This window comes from Bellilinea caldifistulae (assembly GCF_001306055.1).
GTDB classification, from domain to species: Bacteria; Chloroflexota; Anaerolineae; order Anaerolineales; family Anaerolineaceae; genus Bellilinea; species Bellilinea caldifistulae.
In genome coordinates, this window is record NZ_LGHJ01000013.1 from 101,707 (window position 1) to 122,139 (window position 20,433).

16 protein-coding genes are annotated in these 20,433 nt (G+C 52.6%); 5 read left to right on the top strand and 11 right to left on the bottom strand.

Going from position 1 to position 20,433, the window contains the following annotated elements; all coding sequences use genetic code 11:
* Window positions 1-197 precede the first annotated feature (197 nt).
* The 7 genes from arcC to folD form a co-directional block, all read right to left on the bottom strand.
* Window positions 198-1,151 (bottom strand): carbamate kinase, encoded by a 954-nt coding sequence (gene arcC, locus AC812_RS07890; protein WP_061918231.1) that lies wholly within the window; start codon window positions 1,149-1,151, stop codon window positions 198-200.
* A gap of 37 nt (window positions 1,152-1,188) precedes the next feature.
* Window positions 1,189-2,169, bottom strand: coding sequence for an ornithine carbamoyltransferase (locus tag AC812_RS07895; RefSeq protein WP_061918233.1), 981 nt, complete (start codon window positions 2,167-2,169; stop codon window positions 1,189-1,191).
* Between the two features lie 27 nt (window positions 2,170-2,196).
* Window positions 2,197-3,153, bottom strand: a complete 957-nt coding sequence (gene pyrB, locus AC812_RS07900; RefSeq protein WP_061918235.1) for an aspartate carbamoyltransferase — start codon at window positions 3,151-3,153, stop codon at window positions 2,197-2,199.
* Between the two features lie 133 nt (window positions 3,154-3,286).
* Window positions 3,287-4,030, bottom strand: coding sequence for a GntR family transcriptional regulator (locus tag AC812_RS07905; RefSeq protein WP_061918237.1), 744 nt, complete (start codon window positions 4,028-4,030; stop codon window positions 3,287-3,289).
* 13 nt (window positions 4,031-4,043) lie between these two features.
* Window positions 4,044-5,837 carry an adenine deaminase gene (gene ade, locus AC812_RS07910; RefSeq protein WP_061918240.1) on the bottom strand — a complete coding sequence of 598 codons (1,794 nt, stop codon included), beginning with the start codon at window positions 5,835-5,837 and terminating at the stop codon, window positions 4,044-4,046.
* Window positions 5,838-5,890: 53 nt separating this feature from the next.
* Complete coding sequence (locus AC812_RS07915; protein WP_061918242.1) at window positions 5,891-7,279, bottom strand: 8-oxoguanine deaminase; 1,389 nt, start codon at window positions 7,277-7,279, stop codon at window positions 5,891-5,893.
* Between the two features lie 118 nt (window positions 7,280-7,397).
* Entirely contained in the window at window positions 7,398-8,279 is an 882-nt protein-coding gene (gene folD / locus AC812_RS07920; RefSeq protein ID WP_061918244.1) for a bifunctional methylenetetrahydrofolate dehydrogenase/methenyltetrahydrofolate cyclohydrolase FolD, read from the bottom strand.
* A gap of 217 nt (window positions 8,280-8,496) precedes the next feature.
* On the opposite strand from folD, the gene AC812_RS07925 reads away from it, so the two are divergent.
* The 4 genes from AC812_RS07925 (at window position 8,497) to AC812_RS07940 (ending at window position 12,280) form a co-directional block, all read left to right on the top strand.
* Window positions 8,497-9,828, top strand: coding sequence for a UDP-glucose dehydrogenase family protein (locus AC812_RS07925; protein ID WP_061918246.1), 1,332 nt, complete (start codon window positions 8,497-8,499; stop codon window positions 9,826-9,828).
* Window positions 9,829-9,910: 82 nt separating this feature from the next.
* Window positions 9,911-10,702 (top strand): DNA-methyltransferase, encoded by a 792-nt coding sequence (locus AC812_RS07930; protein ID WP_061918248.1) that lies wholly within the window; start codon window positions 9,911-9,913, stop codon window positions 10,700-10,702.
* Window positions 10,703-10,832: 130 nt separating this feature from the next.
* A complete protein-coding gene (locus AC812_RS07935) occupies window positions 10,833-11,606 on the top strand; it encodes a slipin family protein (RefSeq protein WP_061918250.1) in 774 nt (257 codons plus the stop codon).
* The gene (locus AC812_RS07940; RefSeq protein WP_061918252.1) at window positions 11,603-12,280 is read left to right on the top strand and encodes an orotidine 5'-phosphate decarboxylase / HUMPS family protein; all 678 of its coding nucleotides are present in this window, start codon (window positions 11,603-11,605) and stop codon (window positions 12,278-12,280) included. Before AC812_RS07935 ends, AC812_RS07940 begins: the two co-directional genes overlap by 4 nt.
* Before the next feature lie 4 nt (window positions 12,281-12,284).
* Here the strand turns inward: AC812_RS07940 and uvrA are convergent, their stop codons facing one another.
* Window positions 12,285-15,200: an excinuclease ABC subunit UvrA gene (gene uvrA / locus AC812_RS07945; RefSeq protein WP_061918254.1), complete on the bottom strand. Its 2,916-nt coding sequence runs from the start codon at window positions 15,198-15,200 to the stop codon at window positions 12,285-12,287.
* A 205-nt stretch (window positions 15,201-15,405) separates the two neighbouring features.
* Here uvrA and AC812_RS07950 point away from each other — a divergent pair, with 205 nt between their 5' ends.
* Window positions 15,406-16,743 carry an MFS transporter gene (locus tag AC812_RS07950; protein ID WP_061918256.1) on the top strand — a complete coding sequence of 446 codons (1,338 nt, stop codon included), beginning with the start codon at window positions 15,406-15,408 and terminating at the stop codon, window positions 16,741-16,743.
* 117 nt (window positions 16,744-16,860) lie between these two features.
* Here the strand turns inward: AC812_RS07950 and AC812_RS07955 are convergent, their stop codons facing one another.
* The 3 genes from AC812_RS07955 to AC812_RS07965 form a co-directional block, all read right to left on the bottom strand.
* Window positions 16,861-18,204: a ferredoxin reductase family protein gene (locus AC812_RS07955; RefSeq protein WP_061918457.1), complete on the bottom strand. Its 1,344-nt coding sequence runs from the start codon at window positions 18,202-18,204 to the stop codon at window positions 16,861-16,863.
* 102 nt (window positions 18,205-18,306) lie between these two features.
* The gene (gene mce, locus AC812_RS07960; protein WP_061918258.1) at window positions 18,307-18,717 is read right to left on the bottom strand and encodes a methylmalonyl-CoA epimerase; all 411 of its coding nucleotides are present in this window, start codon (window positions 18,715-18,717) and stop codon (window positions 18,307-18,309) included.
* A 15-nt stretch (window positions 18,718-18,732) separates the two neighbouring features.
* On the bottom strand, window positions 18,733-20,382 hold the full coding sequence (locus tag AC812_RS07965) for an acyl-CoA mutase large subunit family protein (RefSeq protein WP_061918260.1): 1,650 nt from the start codon (window positions 20,380-20,382) through the stop codon (window positions 18,733-18,735).
* Window positions 20,383-20,433: the final 51 nt, after the last annotated feature.

Sequence of the window (20,433 nt, forward strand, 5' to 3'; positions counted from 1 at the left end):
CCCCATTCCGGGTTTACATTAAGGGTCGGGGGGCAAACCCTGAATTACCTTACTATTTTACACGAAATAGATACCGGTAGAAGAAGAAACTCGCTCCAAACGCTGGCAATATAATTAAACCCCAGATTAGCTTAAATCATTTGAGGGGTGGGTCTGCCTGATACGATCATATCAGGCAGACCCTTGTTTTTTGAGGTTTATGGGACGATCCAGGTACCGGTTTCGCCCTTCAACGCGCGGCCGATATTTTCCGGATTGGTGATTAATGCCTGTTTGCCGCCGGCTTCCAGGAACCAGATGATCGCCTGAATCTTGGGCGCCATCGAGCCTTTGGCAAAGTGAGTGCCTTCCGCCAGATACTGCTTGGCTTCCGCTAATGTCATGCGGTCAATCCACTTCTGGTCGGGTTTTCCGAAATTCAAGGCAACTTTTTCCACGGCGGTGGAAATGACCATCAGGTCGGCATTGATCTCGCGCGCCAGAAGACTGCTGGCGTAATCCTTGTCAATCACCGCTGCCACGCCCTGCAAGTCACCCTGCTCATTGCGGACGACGGGGATACCACCACCGCCAACCGTAATGACAACCACACCGGCATCCAGCAGGGTTTTAACCGCCGGCAATTCAACCACTTCCTGTGGAATGGGAGAAGCAACCACCCGCCGCCAGCCCCGGCCGGCATCCTCGACAACCTTCCAACCCATTTCCTTCTCGCGGCGTTTTGCCTCGGCTTCATCCATAAAACCACCAATGGGTTTGGTAGGGTTCTGAAAAGCCTTGTCATTCGGATCAACCCGCACCTGCGTAACCACCGTTGCGACCGATTTTTCGATTCCGCGGCGGCGCAGTTCATTTTGCAGGTTTTGCTGCAAGGCATAGCCAATGGCACCCTGTGAGTCGGCCCCGCAGACATCCAGCGGAACTTCGTGCATTCCTTCTACCTTTGCGGCAATTTCGGAACGGCGCAGAATAAACCCAACCTGCGGGCCATTGCCATGTCCAATCGCCACATCCCAACCCGCCTCAATCATATCCACGATATGATAGGCGGTCTCTTTGGCGGCCTGGTACTGATCTTCAACCGATACTTTGGAGTTATCCTTGATCAGCGAATTTCCGCCGATTGCCACAACTGCCAGTTTTTTAGCCATAAATTCCAATTCTCCTCTCTCAAAGTGATAATTTTTTTTAGCCCATCGTCAGCGCCATCACCGCCATCTGGGCATGCATGCGGTTTTCGGCTTCATCGTACACAACCGATTGAGGGCCGTCCATCACACCGTCGGTGACTTCGATGTTGCGGTCGGCCGGCAAGGGATGCATATAAATAGCGTCTTCTTTGGCCAGCGCCATCTTGCGTTCATCCGTGATCCAGTGAGAGTATTTCTTGATAATCTCAGCGCCCTCATTGGCATCCGGCGTATGCACCATTGCGCCCCATGATTTGGCGTAGATGATATCGGCATCCTTGAAAGCCTCTTCCATATCATCTACCACTTCAAAACCGACTTTGTACTTACGTGCCTGCTCCTGCGCCATCTCCATCACTTCCGGCATCAGGCGGAATTCAGGCGGATGCGCTAAAACCACATCCATGCCAAAGCGCGGCATCTGCACAATCAAAGATTGCGGCACGGACATCGGCTTTTGATAGGAAGCCGCATACGCCCAGGAAACCACCATCTTTTTACGGCGCAAATCGCGCCCTTTCTTTTCGACAATGGTCATCAGGTCTGCCAGACACTGGAAGGGATGCCAGATATCGCACTGCATATTCAACACAGGCACACGGGAGTATTTAGCCACTTCGCTGATGTACTTGTTGCCGACACCCCAGTCCACATGCCGAATTGCAATCCCATCGAAATAGCGGCCGAAAATCTCACCAATTTCTTTGGGGGTATCGCCATGGGCAATTTGAGTGGTGCGGCTCTCGATAAAGGCGGCATGCCCGCCAAGGTGCGCCATGCCCGCTTCAAATGAACCGCGTGTGCGGGTGCTGCTGAAGAAGAACAGCATCGCCAGCACTTTATCGCGCAGGTAGGCGGTAGACTCATTCAAAGCACGCTTGCGCTTGAGGTCAAAAGCAACATCCAGGATAGTTTCGACTTCTTCTTTCGAGAAATCGAGATCCCCGATTAAGTCACGTCCGTGAAGAAAGGTTTGCATGTTTCCTCCAAATTTCAGCAGTAAAACTTACTCCATCTTGCCCAGAACCAGCGCAAGCAGTGCCATGCGCATCACAACGCCGTTGTAGGCTTCCTGCCAGTAACGTGACCAGCGAGTAATGTCCACATCGGTGGGGATTTCATCCATACGCGGCAGCGAGTGCAGCAGGATCGCATCCGATTTGGCTTTGGTGGTGAGCAATTCGCGGGTAATCTTGTAATTCGAGGGGGTCATGCCGACGTCCTTGCCAGCGCGCTCATCGCGGGCTTTGGTGTAGTCCGGCTGCACCACCGGCTCAACCAGAATGACATCCGCCTCGGCAATTGCCTGCTCGACATGCTCCACCTCGCGGAAGTTCAAACTGTAGGATTTCAGTTCTGCCTTGAATTCTTCGGTCAGCGACATTTCCGGCGGGGAAACGAAGGTGATCGGGCAGTCGAATTGAGTCAAAGCATAGCCGAGCGAGTGCATGGTGCGCATGCGCATATCGCCTACTGCAAGCCACTTCAAGCCGTCAATGCGGCCTTTTTCGCGCAGCACGGTGTATAGATCGGTCAAAATCTGGGTGGGATGTTCACCCCAGCCATCCCCACCGTTGATGATCGGTACCGAAGCCCACTTGGCCGCTTCGTGCGGTGCTCCCTGCTGGAAGTGACGCATGACGATCACATCACCGTAGAACTCCAGCATTTTAACGGTATCCTTGATCGATTCTTGATACCAGTCACCGGCGCGGGTCATCTTGGCATCCGCGAAACCGGTCACGTGCCCGCCCAAACGGTGCATGGCTGCTTCGTGCGCCAGGCGGGTGCGGGTGCTGGGTTGATAAAAAGCCGTCACCAGGGTTTTATCCTTGCACAGGTCAATATTTTTTCGTTCGCGGGCAATGTCTTCCATTTTCCGCGCCACTTCAAACACATGGAAGAATTCCTGCCGTTCGAAGTCCTTCAAAGACAGAATATCACGACCAGCAAAACTACGCATTTTGATTACCTCCGTTTGTATTTTTGAAATTGAAACTCGAAGTGAACTTGGTCATTCGTTTAAATTTCTGATCCGGTCAAAACCGAAATTGCAGCCATTGCAGCCAACAAGGTTTTGAAATCACCTCCTCTTTTCACACATGGTTAACGTTCGGATGGCTGGCTACTCTCCGTACCAGATGGAAACGAAAATATCCGGGCAGGAAGTAACTGTGGGAGTAATCCACCACCCGCCCGCCATCATCATAAAGATATACCTCAAACAGCAGCAGGGGATCGCCACGTTGAATTTCCAATGCTTTTGCAATTTCCGAAGAAGCCGAAGTGGCATTGATCTCCGTGTAAGAATTCATCAGGTTAAGGTCACCCCGTTTGAGTAAAAAGTCCAGCACCGAGCCGGTGAAACCCTGCTCTAACTCGGCGGGGGAAAGGATGTTTTCCGGCAAAATGTCAATCAGGTAGGCAACCGGCCTGTGCTCCGTGGTGATCACCCGCTCAACCTTTATGAGAGGTGTCCCTTTTTCCACATTCAGGTTGTCAGCCAGCATCGGATCTGCTTCCAGGCGGATAATCTTAACCTCGCCCATGTACACTTTAAGGTTGATTTTTTCGGCCAGGCTCTCAATGCTTTGCAAAACTTCCAGACCGGTTTCAATCACCTGCACATGACTGACCACGAAAGTGCCAATTCCCTGTCTTCGGCGAATTAAGCCCTGCCCTTCGAAGGAGCGCATCGCCTCTCGCAGGGTTGCCCGCGAAACCCCCAGTTGCTTGGCAAGCGCAGGTTCGGAAGGCAGCCGCTCGCCTGGCGGAGTTCGGGCAATAATTTCAGCCAGTTCTACTTGAAGTCTTTGAAAAGGATGGATCATCGTATCCATGTTTCCTCTCTCATCAGGATTCAACGACCGGCAGGAAGCGGAAACGGCTTACATCCACCAGTCCGCGGTCGGAGATACGCAACGCTGGGATCACCACCAGCGCCAGTAAACTGAGTTGCATATTTGGATTATTCAATGAACATCCGCAAGCCTTAAAGCCTTGCAAGACGCTGTCGGCTTCTGCCGCCACCATTTCGGCGCGTTTGTTGGACATCAAACCGGCGATGGGAAGGTGAACCATTCCGATGATCTGGCCATCCTTGATCACCACCTGCCCGCCGCCAACTTCTGCAAGATGATTGGCCGCCTGCGCCATCATCGCCTCATCCGTCCCCACAACAATCATGTGATGACTGTCATGAGCCACCGTAGTGGCAATCGCACATTTCTGGTCAAAACCAAACCCCGAGACCAATCCCACCTGCACAACCCCGCTGGCATGGTGGCGTTCAACCAGCGCAATTTTTGCTAGGTCGGTTTCCCCCGCCAACATCACTTGCCCATTGACCACTTTCACTTCGCGCTTCAAATGGCGAGTAGGCGCTTGATTTTCAATCACACCAATGACATTGGCAAGTACTTTTCCATTTTCAGGGTGCTGGACAGCCAGATTAAAATCCTGCGGGGTAAGCGGACGCTTCAACCGAACCGAATGGACTGCCCAGTCGGGATAAGCATAAACCGGTAATTCGATCAGCAAATTTCCACCGCTGGCAATCACTTTCCCCTTCGCAATGACCAAATCCGCACGGAAATTGACCAGATCTTCGACAATGACAATATCGGCAAAGCGGCCGGGAGCAATCATCCCCAGATCGCGGCTGACGCCAAAGTGAACCGCAGTGTTAAGGGTTGCCATCTGGATTGCCTGCATCGGTTTCAACCCCTGTGCAATTGCATGGCGGAGAACACGATCCATGTGGCCTTCCTGAACGAGCGTAGCCGAATGCGAATCATCCGTGCAGAGGATGAAATGGCGCGGGTCTAAACCTAAATCTGTAACGGCTTTGACCTGAGCCGCTACATCATGCCAGGCTGAGCCGTAACGCATCATCACCTTCATCCCCTGACGCACCCGCTGAACCGCATCCTCCAGAGTTGTGCCTTCATGGTCATCCTCCGGGCCGCCGGCCACATAACCGTGAAACGGTAAACCCAGATCCGGCGAAGCGTAATGACCACCAATTACCTTCCCGGCTTTGCGGGTTTCCTCTAATTCTGCATGAACGTTTGGGTCACTGTTGAAAACGCCGGGAAAATTCATCATCTCGCCAAGCCCGATGATTCCCTCCCACCGCATTGCCTCAGCAATCTCTTTGGGGCCAATCGCCGCACCGGGTGTTTCCAAACCGGGAGCCGAAGGAACACACGATGGCATTTGCACGAATACGTGAATTGGCTGATTGGCTGCCTCATCCGCCATCAGCTGCACCCCTTTCAATCCAAATACATTGGCAATCTCGTGAGGGTCAATGAACATGCCGGTTGTGCCGCGGGGTGCCACGGCGCGCACAAATTCTGTCACGGTCAACATACCCGATTCGACGTGCATATGGGCATCCAGCAAGCCGGGGCTGAGGTAGCGCCCCTCGGCCTCAACGATGCGGGTGTGTTCGCCAATCGTATGCTCTGCCGAATCTCCCACAAAAGCAATTCTCCCGTCCAAAACCGCTACATCCGTAGAAGGAATAATCTCACCCGACTGCACGCAAACCCATTTGCCGTTGCGAATAACCAGGTCAGCCGGAATGCGCCCCATGGCGCAATCCACCAATCTACGAGTGTTCTCGGCGGTTAACTTTTCCATTTCTCTACCTCCGGTAAGAACGCAACCTGTTTCTCAGAAGAAACAGGTCGCTGCTAAATGGATAATAAGCGTCTTGCCCGTTGGTTGTGAAGTTCAATCTGACGCATCAGGTCAATCGTCTGCAATTCACCCTTGCGGACGATGAAACGGCCATGCACGGCGGTGTAATCCACCGGGCGCGGTTGACAAAATACCAGCGCTGCTACCGGGTCATGCAGCGCACCGGCGTAGTCCAATCGGTTCAGGTTGATGGCGATAAAATCCGCGCATTTTCCAACTTCCAGCGAGCCGATGTCGGTGCGTCCCAGCACGGCCGCTCCGCCGCGGGTAGCCAGTTCCAATGCCTGCCGGGCAGTCATCAAAGGTGGTGCGGCTTCCTGACTGAGAGAAGCGCCCGCCAGACCTGCCCCCAGGCGTGCCAGCAACATCGCCTGACGCGCCTCAGCCAGCATATGCGAACCGTCGTTGGAAGCGGAGCCGTCCACGCCCAGCCCCACCTTCACCCCGGCTTGCAGGTAATTCATCACCGGTGCAATGCCCGAAGCCAACCGCATATTCGAAGAGGGACAATGCGCAACCCCGCAGCCCGTATGGGCAAAAACCTGAATCTCGGCCGGGTTGACATGAACGGCATGGGCAAACCAGACATCCTCACCCACCCATTCAAGCGATTCCATGTAACCGACCGGCCGATAGCCAAACTTCTGCTGGCAGAAAACCTCTTCATCCTGCGTTTCGGCCAGATGGGTGTGCAAATGAACCCCGTACTCCCGCGCCAGCCGGGCGCTCTCGCGCATCAGCTCGCCCGTGACGCTGAAAGGCGAACACGGTGCCAGCACAATTTGCACCATGGAACCGGGATTGGGATCATGGTAGGTTTGAATCAAACGCTGCGAATCGCGCAGAATGTCCTCCTCGCTGTCCACCACCGAGTCGGGCGGCAAACCACCCTTGCTTTCACCCAGACTCATCGAACCCCGCGAGGCATGAATACGCAGCCCAACCTGGCGGGCTGCTTCGATTTCATCATCCAGCCGCGAACCATTCGGGAAAAGGTACAGGTGATCCGATGCAGTGGTGCAGCCGGAGAGCGCCAGCTCTGCCAGCGCGGTTTGGGTCGAGATGAAGATATCTTCGGGATTCATCCGCGCCCAAATGGGATACAGCGTTTTCAACCAGTTGAACAAATTAGCATCCTGAGCAGCCGGTACCGCCCGCGTCAGGGTCTGGTAAAAATGGTGATGGGTATTGATCAAACCGGGCAGCACCACATGACCGGAAAGATCCAGTACCTCATCGGCGGTTTGGGGCAATTCTTCGCTTTTACCAACCTGTTCTATAAAGCCATCGCGGATGAAAAGACCTCCACCCGCAATCTCGCGGCGGAGGCCATCCATCGTGACCAGAACCATAGCATTTTTGACGAGCAGCGTTTGCGTCATGGTAAAACCATTCTCGTTTTTTGAACAGGGGTGGGGAAAATCCTCTGATCAGACATCAGACAATCTCAGTTTAATGGATTTCGGTTTCTCTGTCAATTGTCAGACAATATGATTTTCGTCACATTTTATCGGCCAGTTCGGCTGCCCGCAGGGTATTTTGCAGGAGCATCGCAATCGTCATCGGCCCTACCCCGCCCGGTACCGGCGTAATGTAACTGGCAACTTCCTTAACCTCATCGAAGGCAACATCCCCAACCAGGCGCGAGCCTTTGGGATGATTGGGGTCTTCGATCCGATTGATGCCGACATCAATTACCACTGCACCCGGTTTAACCCAATCACCGCGTACCATCTCGGCTTTGCCAACCGCAGCAATCAGCACATCGGCCTGACGCACTACCACCTGCAAATCGCGGGTGCGCGAATGGCAGATGGTCACCGTTGCATCCTCGCGCACCAGCAGCAAGGCAACCGGCATCCCCACAATGTTAGAACGACCCAACACCACCGCATTTACTCCCCGCAAAGAAGGCAAGGTCTTCTTCAACAGGTAAATACAACCGGCCGGTGTACAGGGGACAAAAGCCGGTTCGCGTCCTTTTTGAGCCAGACGGCCGATATTGACCGGGTGAAAACCATCCACATCTTTATGAAGGCTGATGGTATTCAAAACCGCTTCTTCATCCAGCCCGGCAGGCAGGGGAAGCTGCACCAGAATGCCGTGAATGCGCGGATCTTCATTGCACTCCCGAACAACTTTTTCCACCTGCTCCTGGGTAGCATCGGCCGGCAATTCAAATCCAAATGACTCAATGCCAACCTCTGCACAGGCTTTGCGCTTGGAACGAACATAGACATGCGAGGCTGGATTGTCGCCCACCAGCACGGTCGCCAAACCCGGTCTGGGTTTTCCGGCGGCAATCCTCTCCTCAACCGCCATTTTAACCTGCGCCCGAACTTCCTCTGCAATCAACTTGCCGTCAATTATTGCAGCCGTCATTCTTCGCTCCTTTCTTTCAGCTAATTTTTCGGCAGTCTGCGCCGTTTTTACCCGCCTGTTGAGTTGTTCAGTTATCTGACAATGCTGGGATAATTCCATTATACCGATTTTTCAGAAAAAGGCATCCTTCTCGAAGAGTTTAAAATCAAAGGGACAGGTTTTGCATAGAGACAACACTTTCCGTTATAATTCAAATCAACAGGAGGATCGCGAACCCATGAGTAAAATTTGTGTCATTGGAACCGGTTACGTCGGGCTGGTAACCGGAACTTGCTTTGCCGACCTTGGCAACGAAGTTCACTGTCTGGATATTGATCATCAGCGCATCGAAAAATTAAAACAAGGCATTATGCCGATTTATGAACCCGGCCTTGAACAACTGGTCAGTCAGAATGTCAAAGCCGGGCGTTTGATTTTTACCACCAACTACGAAGAGGCACTGGAATCGGCTGAATTTGCCTTTATTGCTGTGGGTACGCCCTCCGGCGTGGATGGCGAAGCCGATCTACAATACGTTCGCGCAGCTGCCGAGAAAATTGCCGATCTGGTGGACCACCCGATTATTGTCGTCAACAAATCCACCGTACCGGTTGGTACCGGTGACTGGGTGGCAGACATCATCCGCAAACGTCGCGCCGGTAAACCGCTGGATTTCGATGTGGTCTCCAACCCGGAATTTTTACGCGAGGGTTCGGCCATCAACGATTTCATGTACCCCGACCGAATCGTGCTGGGTTCGGTCAACCGCGAGGCAGCCTCAAAGGTGGCACAACTCTACCTGAGCCTGCGCTGCCCGATCATGATCACCGACCTGCGCACAGCTGAAATGATCAAGTATGCCTCAAACGCCTTTTTAGCCACCAAAATCTCCTTTATTAACGAAATGGCAAATATCTGCGAAGAATTGGGTGCAGATGTGCGTCAGGTTGCTCAGGGCATGGGCATGGATAAACGGATTGGTCACGCATTTCTGGATGCAGGTCTGGGTTGGGGCGGCTCGTGCTTCCCCAAAGACGTTAAAGCCCTTGCCCACATGGCGGTGCTCCACGGCACCAGTCCTCAACTGCTGCAAGCCGTCATGGATATTAACCGAAATCAGCGCCGCCGGGTCGTTCTACGCCTGCGTAAGGCGCTTGGTTCGCTGGACGAAAAAGTCATCGGGGTATTGGGGCTTTCCTTCAAACCCAATACCGATGATATTCGCGAAGCTCCGGCTCTTGAGGTGATTCATCTGTTGCAGGTCGAAGGGGCAATTGTCAAAGCCTACGATCCTCAGGCAATGGAAGCTGCCCGCACGATGCTGCCCAAAGTGCATTTGTGCAGTAACCCCTATGAGGTTGCAGATGGCGCTGATGCTCTGGTACTCGCCACGGAATGGAACGAGTTCAAGCAACTTGATTTTGAACGAATAGCCGGGCTGATGCGCAATAAATTGATCATGGACGGGCGTAACCTATGGGATCCTGAACGCCTGCGCCAGTATGGCTTTACCTATTATGGAATTGGGCGTCCCTCGCTCAACGGCAGCGACCAGAGCGGTTGCCCCTGAAAACTCTCAATCCACTCAATCGCCGGGCGCCTGAAAAGGGTGCCCGGCATGCTGTTGAGCATCCCAATCGAGGTTTAGCCGCATGTTGCCAACCACTTGGTTGAATCAGGTCCTCAATCAGGATGCGCTGGAAGGCATCCCCCACCTGCCAGATGCAAGCATTGATCTGGTGATTGCAGACCCGCCTTATGGATTGGGTAAAGATTATGGCAACGATTCAGACCGCCGCAACCCCGAAGAATTGCTCAACTGGACATACCGCTGGATTGATCTGGTGCTGCCAAAACTCAAACCAAGCGGCAGCCTGTATATTTTCACCACATGGCGCTACAGCCCGGAAATCTTCATCTACCTCAAGCAGCGCATGATCATGATTAACGAAATCATCTGGGATCGCAAGGTACCCAGCATGGGCGGAACAACCCGCCGCTTTACCTCGGTACACGATACCATTGGATTATTCGCTAAAACTCAACAGTATTACTTCGATCTCGACTCTGTCCGCATCCCCTATGACCCGCAGACCAAAAAAGCCCGCTCGCGTTCGATTTTCGTCGGAAAAAAGTGGCTGGAAGTGGGGTACAATCCCAAAGATGTCTGGTCGGTCAGCCGCTTGCACCGCATTCACAATGAACGCGAGAATCACCCCACTCAGAAGCCCCTCGAAATCATTGAAAGGATGGTTAAAGCTTCTTGCCCGCGCGGGGGAGTCGTCCTCGACCCCTTTGCTGGTTCTGGGACAACCATAGCAGCCTGCATCCTCCACCAGCGAAATTACATTGCCTTTGAAATCAACCCCCAGTATTATCAGATCATCCTGAAACGAATTGAAAAAATCAAGCGGGAGTCTGTCGAACAATCCCGTGAATCTTGATGGAATTGGGTTTGCCTTTTAAAAACTCAGGGTTTAACCCATTCTTAACATTTGGGAGAAACCCAAAGGATCCCTTTTCATATATTATGATGACGAGAAGAGAACATTCATTTCAGTAAAGGAGTATCTCATGGAGCAAATCCTCAGCCTGGCAGCCTGTCTTGTACCCCTGTTATTTGTTGCGATTTTCTTGCTGTTTTCTTCCATCAAGCAACTCTATCAGTACGAACGTGGCGTAGTATTCACGCTGGGTAAATTCAGCGGCACACGCAACCCCGGTCTGACCCTGATCTTTCCCGTTATCCAGACCATGCGAAAGGTAGATATGCGCATCAAAACCGCTGATGTGCCGCGTCAGGAAGTCATGACCAAGGACAACATCCCCATGCTGGTCAATGCAGTGGTTTATTTCAAAGTCGTCCGCCCCGAAGATGTCGTCATCAAAATCGAAGACCATGTGTATGCCATCCGCCAGTACACTCAGGCTGCTTTGAGGGATGTGATCGGCAACCACGAATTGGATTTTGTGCTGAGCGAGCGCGAAAAAATTGCCAATAGCATCAAGGAGATTGTAGATGCTGAAACCAGCGGGTGGGGTGTGGATGTGGAAAGCATCAAGATTCAGGAAATTGAACTCCCTGCCGAGATGAAACGCGCCATGGCTAAACAGGCCGAAGCCGAGCGGGAACGACGCGCCATGATCATTGCTTCGCAGGGTGAACTTTCAGCCGCAGAAAACCTGCGCCAGGCCGCCGAAACCCTTGCTCAATCCGCCGGGGCATTGCACCTGCGCACCTTACAGACCATCCGCGACATTGCCGCTGATCCTTCTGAAAAGATTGTCTTATTCGTTCCATCGGACATCAACAACACCCTCAGCACCATCATGAGCAAGAAAGAATGAGCCGCAACCTTCTCGACACCAAAACTCGCTACCTGCAACTTGCTTTCAATTACGACCTCTCGCTTGCCAGACAGATTATTCCCTCTCTGCCGAAAAATGAGCGGATCTTTATTGAAGCAGGCACTCCCTATCTCAAGTACGAGGGGATGCGTGGTCTCCGCGAAATGCGCCGTATGTGGAAGGGTCACATTGTTGCAGACTTGAAGGTCAGCGATGGAGGACGTCAGGAAGTCGAAATGGCACATCAGGCTGGGGCAACCGCGGTTACGGCACTGGGCAGTTCACCGGTTGAAACGCTCAATCATTTCGTAAGCCGGTGTGCCGAATTGAGCATGATTTCCATGCTGGACATGCTTGGGGTAGACGATCCGCTTGAAAGGGTCATGAAAATGCGCCACCCGCCCGATGTCGTCATTCTCCACCGCGGGCGGGATGAGGAAAGCACCCGCGGCAAGGTGATTCAATACCGGCACGTCAACCGCTTGCGCAGTAAATTTGATGTGGTCATTTCGGCTGCCGGCGGGGTGGACTTGCGCGAGGCGCGCAGCGCCATCTTCAACGGCGCCAACATCGTGGTGGTCAATCTGGTCAAACCCGGAGACGATTGGCAGGGCATCCGCACCGATCAGGATGTGCCTGCCATCGCTGCCGAATTCTTGACCACAATCGAGTAAACTTTCAGCGTCCGTTGTCCTTGCAATTGTGCAGGTGATGCAGGGAAAGATATTCACTTAAGTATTGACCGGTATAAGAACCGGGAAAACCGCAAATTTGTTCCGGGGTGCCTTCAGCAACCAGCATACCGCCCCGGTCACCGCCTTCCGGCCCAAGGTCAATGATGTAATCCGCCACTTTGATGATGTCCATGTTGTGTTCGATGATCAAAACCGAATTTCCGGCATCCACCAATCGCTGTAACACTTCAATCAATTTATGGACGTCCGCCGCGTGCAAGCCAACCGAAGGCTCATCCAGCACATACAGGGTGCGCCCCGTCGCTCGTCGTGAGAGTTCACGGGATAATTTGACCCGCTGAGCCTCGCCGCCGGAGAGTGTGGTGGCTGGCTGCCCGATTCGGATATAACCCAGCCCCACATCTTCCAGCGTGCGCAATTTGTTGACGATTGCCGGAAAGGCAGAAAAGAAATCCAGCGCTTCACTGACGGTCATATCCAGCACTTCGGCGATATTTTTCCCTTTGAAACGCACCTGCAATGTCTCACGGTTGAATCGCGCCCCATGGCAGACATCGCAGGGAACATATACATCCGGTAAAAATTGCATTTCAATCCGCAACTGCCCCTGACCCTGACACGCCTCGCAGCGTCCACCGTGAACATTGAAAGAAAACCGTCCGGCTTTGTAGCCGCGCAGTTTACTCTCCGGCAATTCGGCAAACAATTTGCGGATTTCATCGAATAAACCGGTATAAGTGCCGGGGTTGGAACGCGGCGTTCTTCCAATTGGAGATTGGTCAATGTTGATAATCTTATCGAGGTGTTCCAGCCCCTCAATGCGCTCGTACTCTCCCGGTTGAGTGTGCGCCCCGTTCAAATCACGGGCTAACGCATTGTAAAGCACATCCACCATCAGTGTAGATTTTCCCGACCCGGAAACACCGGTAATGCAAACCAGTTTACCAAGTGGAATGGTTACATCCAGATTTTTCAGATTATTGGCGCGCGCGCCAATGATGCGCAGGGCTTTACCGTTGCCATTCCGTCGTTTGGGCGGCAGTGGCACCTGCTGACGGCCGGAGAGATAAGCCCCCGTCAGCGATTGGGGGTTTTCCAGAATCATCTGCGGAGTACCTTCCGCGACGATATAGCCGCCATGTTCCCCCGCACCCGGGCCAAGGTCAATCACCCAATCCGCCGCACGAATGGTTTCCTCATCATGTTCCACCACCAGAACGGTGTTTCCCAAATCGCGTAACCCTTTGAGAGTTGCCAGCAGGCGGTTGTTGTCGCGCGGGTGCAGACCAATCGAGGGTTCGTCCAGCACGTACAAGACGCCCATCAGCCGCGAACCAATCTGAGTAGCCAGACGGATACGCTGCGCTTCACCACCGGAAAGCGTACTGGCGGACCGGTTCAGGGTCAGGTAATCCAGCCCTACATCCACCAGAAAACCCAGCCGGGCTTCAATCTCCTTCAAAACCCTGCCGGCGATCGCCTGATCGCGTGCCGAAAGTGGGGATTGCGGGCCATTCAAACGTTTGACCCATTCGAGTGTTCGATTAACCGGCCAGGAAGTCACCTCAACGATGTTGTAGTTATCCACCGTGACTGCCAGCGCTTCGGGCCGCAAACGGCTGCCGTGACAGGTGGGGCAAGGACGGTCGCTCATAAATTCGGTGATCTTGTTGCGGATATACTCCGAAGAAGTCTCCCGGTAGCGCCGTTCCAGATTGGGAATGACCCCTTCAAAGGCAGTCTGGTAGGATGACTGCCGGTCATTTCGACCGTGAAAATGAACGCGGACTTCCTCGCCACCAGTACCGTACAGGATTTTATCCAATTTCTCTTTGGGGATGGTGTGAACCGGGGCATCCAGGTCAATATGATACCGTGCCGCAACCGCTTCAACCATTTGCCAGTAATAACCTCCCTGGTCGCGCGGGCCATTCCATTCCAATGCAATAATCGCCCCGTCATTCAAAGAACGTTCCTTGTCAGGTATCAGCAAATCGGGATCAATTTCCAGTTTGCTGCCCAAACCCTGACAATCGGGGCAGGCGCCATGCGGGGTGTTAAACGAAAATGTACGTGGTTCAATTTCCGGCAACGAAACGCCGTGTTCCGGACAGGCGAGGTGTTCAGAGTAAAACAAATCCTGAGGCGGGTCAGTAGAAAGATTTTGAATAATTAAATACCCCTCACCCACTTTCAGGGCGGTTTCTACCGAATCAGTCAATCGTGAGCGGGCAGCCTGTTCTTCTTCAGCGGTCTCTGGTTTACTTAAAACCAGACGATCCACCACGGCTTCAATGTTGTGGATCTTATAGCGGTCAAGTGTGATCTCATCATCCAATGAATAAACCACACCATCTACGCGCACCCGCACAAAACCGGCTTTGCGGATCTCATCAAAGACCGCCTGATAGGTGCCTTTTCTACCGCGCACAATCGGGGCAAGGATGAGGATACGTGTCCCTTCCGGCATTTTTTCTATCGCATCCACAATCTCCTGAGCAGACTGCCGAACCACCTCGCGACCGCAAACCGGGCAGTGAGGGATACCCACCCGTGCAAACAAAAGCCGCAGGTAATCATACACTTCGGTAACCGTCCCAACTGTTGAACGCGGATTGCGAGAGGTGGCTTTCTGGTCAATCGAAACCGCTGGTGACAACCCCTCAATCGAATCAACATCCGGTTTTTCCATCTGGCCCAGGAACTGCCGCGCATAAGCCGAGAGCGATTCCACATAACGACGCTGCCCTTCGGCAAAGATCGTATCGAACGCCAGTGAACTTTTACCCGACCCCGAAAGGCCGGTAATCACCACCAGTTGATCGCGTGGAATTTCAACGGTGATATTTTTCAAGTTGTGTTCGCGAGCGCCGACTACCCGAATGACATTTTGGGTCATATCTATAACCTTTTTTTTAGAAACTTTATTCTATTATAACATGCCTTTCGGGCATGAAAGCAATTTTGAATCAGGCAATCCATAATTGTACCGCAAATCATAAATGCCTCGTGATTGTTAATAACTCTTAACCTCTTTTTCGCCCATGGATTACATTGGCTATGTATAATCTTTCTATTCCACGAGATCACTTTGGAGAGTGAACATGGACGAACAGAAACGCAAACGCGCCATTTGGGCATGGACAATGTACGATTGGGCCAACTCCGCCTTTGCCACTACCATTATGGCAGCCGTGCTGCCGGTTTATTACACCTCGGTTGCCGCTGCAAACCTCCCGCCAAACATTGCTACCGCCTACTGGGGATTCACCACTTCCATTTCTGCCCTGCTGGCGGCCATCATCAGTCCCATCCTTGGAGCAATGGCCGATTTCAGCGGCGCGAAAAAACGCTATCTGACCATTTTCATGATTCTGGGTGTGACCGGCACGGCACTCCTGTACTTTGTGCGCACCGGCGACTGGCTGCTTGGTTCACTCTTTTTCATTTTAGGAAACATCGGCTTTGCCGGCAGCCTGGTCTACTACGATGCTTTACTGCCTCACGTTGCCAGGCCCGATGAACTGGATCAGGTTTCCTCACGCGGTTATGCAATGGGCTACATCGGCGGAGGTGTGCTGCTGGCCATCAACTTAGCTATGATCCTGTTTGTGCCGGGATTTTTTCCACCCGAACAGGAAGCCGAAATCACACAGTTGATGACCCGCATGGCCTTTTTGACCGTTGCGGTGTGGTGGTTTATCTTCACTCTCCCGCTTCTGAATTACGTCTCTGAACCGAAACGGCGGATTTTACCGGGGGAAGAAAAATTTAACCCTGTTCAAGCCAGTTTCAGCCGCCTCAGTACTACTTTCAAGGAAATTCGCAACTACCGCGATCTTTCGATTTTCCTGCTGGCGTTCTGGGTTTATGCCAATGGAATCGGCACCATTATCACCATGGCCACCGCTTACGGCAACGAAATCGGCATTGGACAAACAACCCTGATCGGCACTTTATTGATGGTGCAATTTCTGGCTGCACCGTTCGCAATACTCTTCGGGCGGCTGGCAAAGCGGATTGGGCCGAAAAAAGCCATTTACCTCAGCCTGTCCGTTTATACGCTGATTTCGATTATGGGCTATTTTCTGCAATTTGAATGGCAATTCTGGGCATTGGGTGCGTTGGTTGCTACCGTTCAAGGTGGTAGTCAGGCGCTCAGTCGTTCGGTGATGGGACGCATGATCCCCAAAAGCAAATCTGCGGAGTTTTTTGGCTTTTTTAGCGTGTTTGAAAAGTTTGCCAACATCGCCGGCCCGTTCCTGTTCGGCGTTGTTTCAACGCTGACTGGTGCAAGCCGTTTGAGCATCGTTTCCCTGATTTTCTTTTTTGGGATCGGTATGTACCTCCTCAGCCGTGTCAATATCGAACGCGGTATGAAAGTGGCTGAATTGGAAGAACAAACCCTGATTGATCAGGATGTCCTCAATCAACCAGCCTGACCATCAACCGAGCAAACCGCTCTGGACGGCTGCAAACAACAACGAAATCAGCAGGATCATTAACCCGATCGCAACGGTGAGGGCGGTCATTAATCGGCTTCGCATCCAATCCTCCTCCTATACCAGATCAAACCGCTCCGAATGAACATCACCGGCAAAGAAACCCATCCTGGCAAGCGCATCTTCAACAGCGTTCATCATCGGAATCGGGCCGCAAATGAAAATCTCCGTCTGATTTTTCCGGCGCTCTGGCAATAACCAGCGATCCAGAACCTCGCGGGTGATATAGCCCTTTTCACCCTGCCATCCTTCTGGAGGGTTTTCCAGAACATACACCACTTTCAGATTCAATCGCCCTTGTAACTCCTCGATTTCATCGCGCAGGGTCAGGCTTTCCAGATCCCTACCCCCGTAAATCAACAACAGCGGCCGTGGATCGTTTCGTTGGGCCAGCGCGTGCAGCATACTCACTACTGGTGTAATGCCAACCCCGCCGGCGATGAAAACAAATTCTTTGGCGTGAGGGTGGCGGTCAATGCTGAATGCACCGTATGGACCATCCACATACACCACGTCGCCGGGTTTCAACTCTTTTATCCGGCGGGTAAAGTCCCCCAATTCTTTGATGGTAAAGCGCAAACGGCCATCGCCAGCCGGGGCGTTTGAGAAAGAAAAGGGATGCTCGGCATCCTTGAAAGGTGAGCTGAAGGCGGTGATCCATGCAAACTGCCCTGGTTGAAAATCAAATCCGGCATGGTTGTCCGGCTGCAAAACCAGCGACCAGCAGCCACCGCGCTCTGGTTTGACTTCTTGCACGCGGTAAGGGGTTCGCAAGAGTTGCCAGGGCTTCCACACCCTGGTGTAAAGCAGCAAACCCACAAAGAAAATCGAGTAACCCGCCCACAACAGCCGCTTCCAGGGTACATTGATGTACCAGTTGACCCCTAATACATGCAACATTGCAAAAGCGACCGCCGCCGTAGCCAGCACACCGTGCCAGATCCGCCAACGGGTATATTCAATCTTCAACGGCTTGCGCCACAAGGCCATCACAATCAATCCGCAGAGAGCCAGCAGGGATGTGACCGCAAACCGAGCCCGCCAGGGCGTTTCTGGTGAAAAAATATTCAAAATGCTGATTGGGTGAATTTGAGGAACAAAGAGAAGAATTGGGTGGATCAGGATTAAAACAAAAGCCAGAATCGAAATCTGGCGGTGAAATTGATAAACCACGTCCGCCCCATAAGGAGCTTTGATGGTTTTGAAACGGGCTGTCAGTGCAAATTGCAGGGCCATCATCGCCAGCCCCACAAACCCCAGCGCCACCGACAATTCGCGGATAAACTCACGCCCAGGCGGTCTGGGAGGTAAAAACATGACCATAACCGGTAAAAGGGTCAGAAACAAATAAACCAGAATCCAGAAAATACCTTGGAGGATACGCTTAAGTCTATTATTCATGGTCATCGCCCGTTTCATTTTCAATATCATAACATACGCCCTGCGAGATTTTTTAACCCGCAGGGCGTTGTTGTACAAGCCTTGAACGAACGATGACAGCGGTTACGGGGCGGTTAACTCATACAGTTCAATCAGCACACCGCCGCTGCTCTTGGGATGAATAAAGGCCATCTTTCGTCCCGGCAGTTCCAGAGGTGTCTCGTTGATCAGGCGCACACCCTTGGCCTTCAAGTCTTCCAGCATCCCCTGAATGTCATCCACCTCAAAACACAGGTGGTGCATTCCACCGCCGCGCTCAGCAAGGAATTTGGCCACCCCCGTATCTTCACTGGTGGGGCGCACCAGTTCCACTTCACTTTCGCCAACCGGAATGAACACAACCGTCGCTTTTTGGCTGGGAACATCTTCAATATGATCCACCGCAAGCCCCAACGCATCCCGCCAGAAGGTCAGAGAAGCATCCACATCCGGTACGGCAATTGCCACATGGTTGATTTTCTTGATCTTTGCCATTTTTCACTCCTTGAACTAAATCCATGCGGGAGGCACATATTCTCCCCACACCTTGCGTAAAACACCGCAAATCTCCCCCAAGGTTATATCATTTTCCACCATGGTAATGAACAGGGGCATCAGATTTTCATTGCCTTTAGCGGCAATTTCCAGCTGTCCCAGCAGCTCAGAGACCTTTGCCGAATCTCGCCCGGCTCGCAATTCTGCCAGTCGCTGGCGTTGCTGCTGCTCGATGGATGGGTCCACCCGCAAAGCTTCCAGCTCGATCTTTTCTTCCACCTGGAATGCATTCACCCCGACCACAATCTGTTCTTTACTTTCAACCGCTTTCTGATAGCGGTAGGCGGCATCCTGAATCTCGTTTTGGATATAACCGCTTTCAATGGCAGCCAGCGCCCCGCCCATTGCATCTATTTTCTGGATGTATTCGCAGGCGCGTTGTTCTATCTCATTGGTCAAGTACTCGATGACGTAAGAACCCGCCAGCGGGTCAATCGTATCGGCTACGCCCGATTCGTAGGCGATGATCTGTTGTGTACGCAGGGCAACCCGCACCGATTTTTCAGTCGGCAGCCACAAGGCTTCGTCCATGCTGTTCGTATGCAGGGACTGCGTACCACCCAGCACGGCAGCAAGAGCCTGTATGGCGACGCGTACGATGTTGTTCTCCGGCTGCTGAGCTGTCAGCGTTGAACCGCCCGTCTGAGTGTGAAAACGCAACATCCACGATTTGGGATCCTGAGCGTGAAACCGCTCCCGCATGATTCTGGCCCACATCCGGCGTGCCGCCCGGAACTTGGCAATTTCTTCCAGAAAGTTGTTGTGGGCTGCAAAGAAAAAGGACAATTGGTCGGCAAAGCGGTCAACCTCCAGGCCGGCTTGAATGGCAGCCTGAACATACGCAATCGCATCCGCCAGGGTGAAGGCGACTTCCTGCACAGCCGTTGACCCGGCTTCACGGATGTGATACCCCGAAATGCTGATCGTATTCCAGCGCGGGACGTTCTTTCCGCAATACTGAAACACATCCGTAATCAGCCGCATGGATGGCGCCGGCGGGAAAATATAGGTGCCGCGTGCCACATACTCCTTGAGAATATCGTTTTGAATGGTGCCTCGCAACCATTTTTCCTCAACACCCTGGCGGCGGGCAACTGCAATATACATTGCCAGCAAAATCGCGGCTGGGGCGTTAATGGTCATGCTGGTAGAGACTTTGTCAAGCGGAATTTCATTGAAGAGAATTTCCATGTCCCTCAGAGAGGATATCGAAACCCCCACCTTGCCGACCTCACCGCTGGCAATCGGGTCATCAGCATCGTATCCGATTTGAGTGGGCAAATCAAACGCAACCGAAAGCCCGGTCTGCCCCTGCTGAAGCAAATAGCGATAACGGCGATTGGATTCTTCTGCCGTTGCGTAACCAGCATACTGGCGCATCGTCCAAAAACGGCCACGGTACATGGTGGGTTGGACGCCACGAGTGAATGGATACTCCCCCGGAAAACCCAATTCTTTGAGATAGTCACACTTAAATGGCAATCCCAGCCGTGGTAAGGGAATTTGAGAGGGTGTGAAAAATTCAGGCCGACGTTCCGGATATTTGGAAATTAGAGGTTTGAGGACTTCTTCTTCCCAACGTTTTCGTTCGGATTCAAGCGACATTTTTTCCTCTTTCTAAAAAAGGTGAACCTGATTTTAGTATACCGTAGGCTC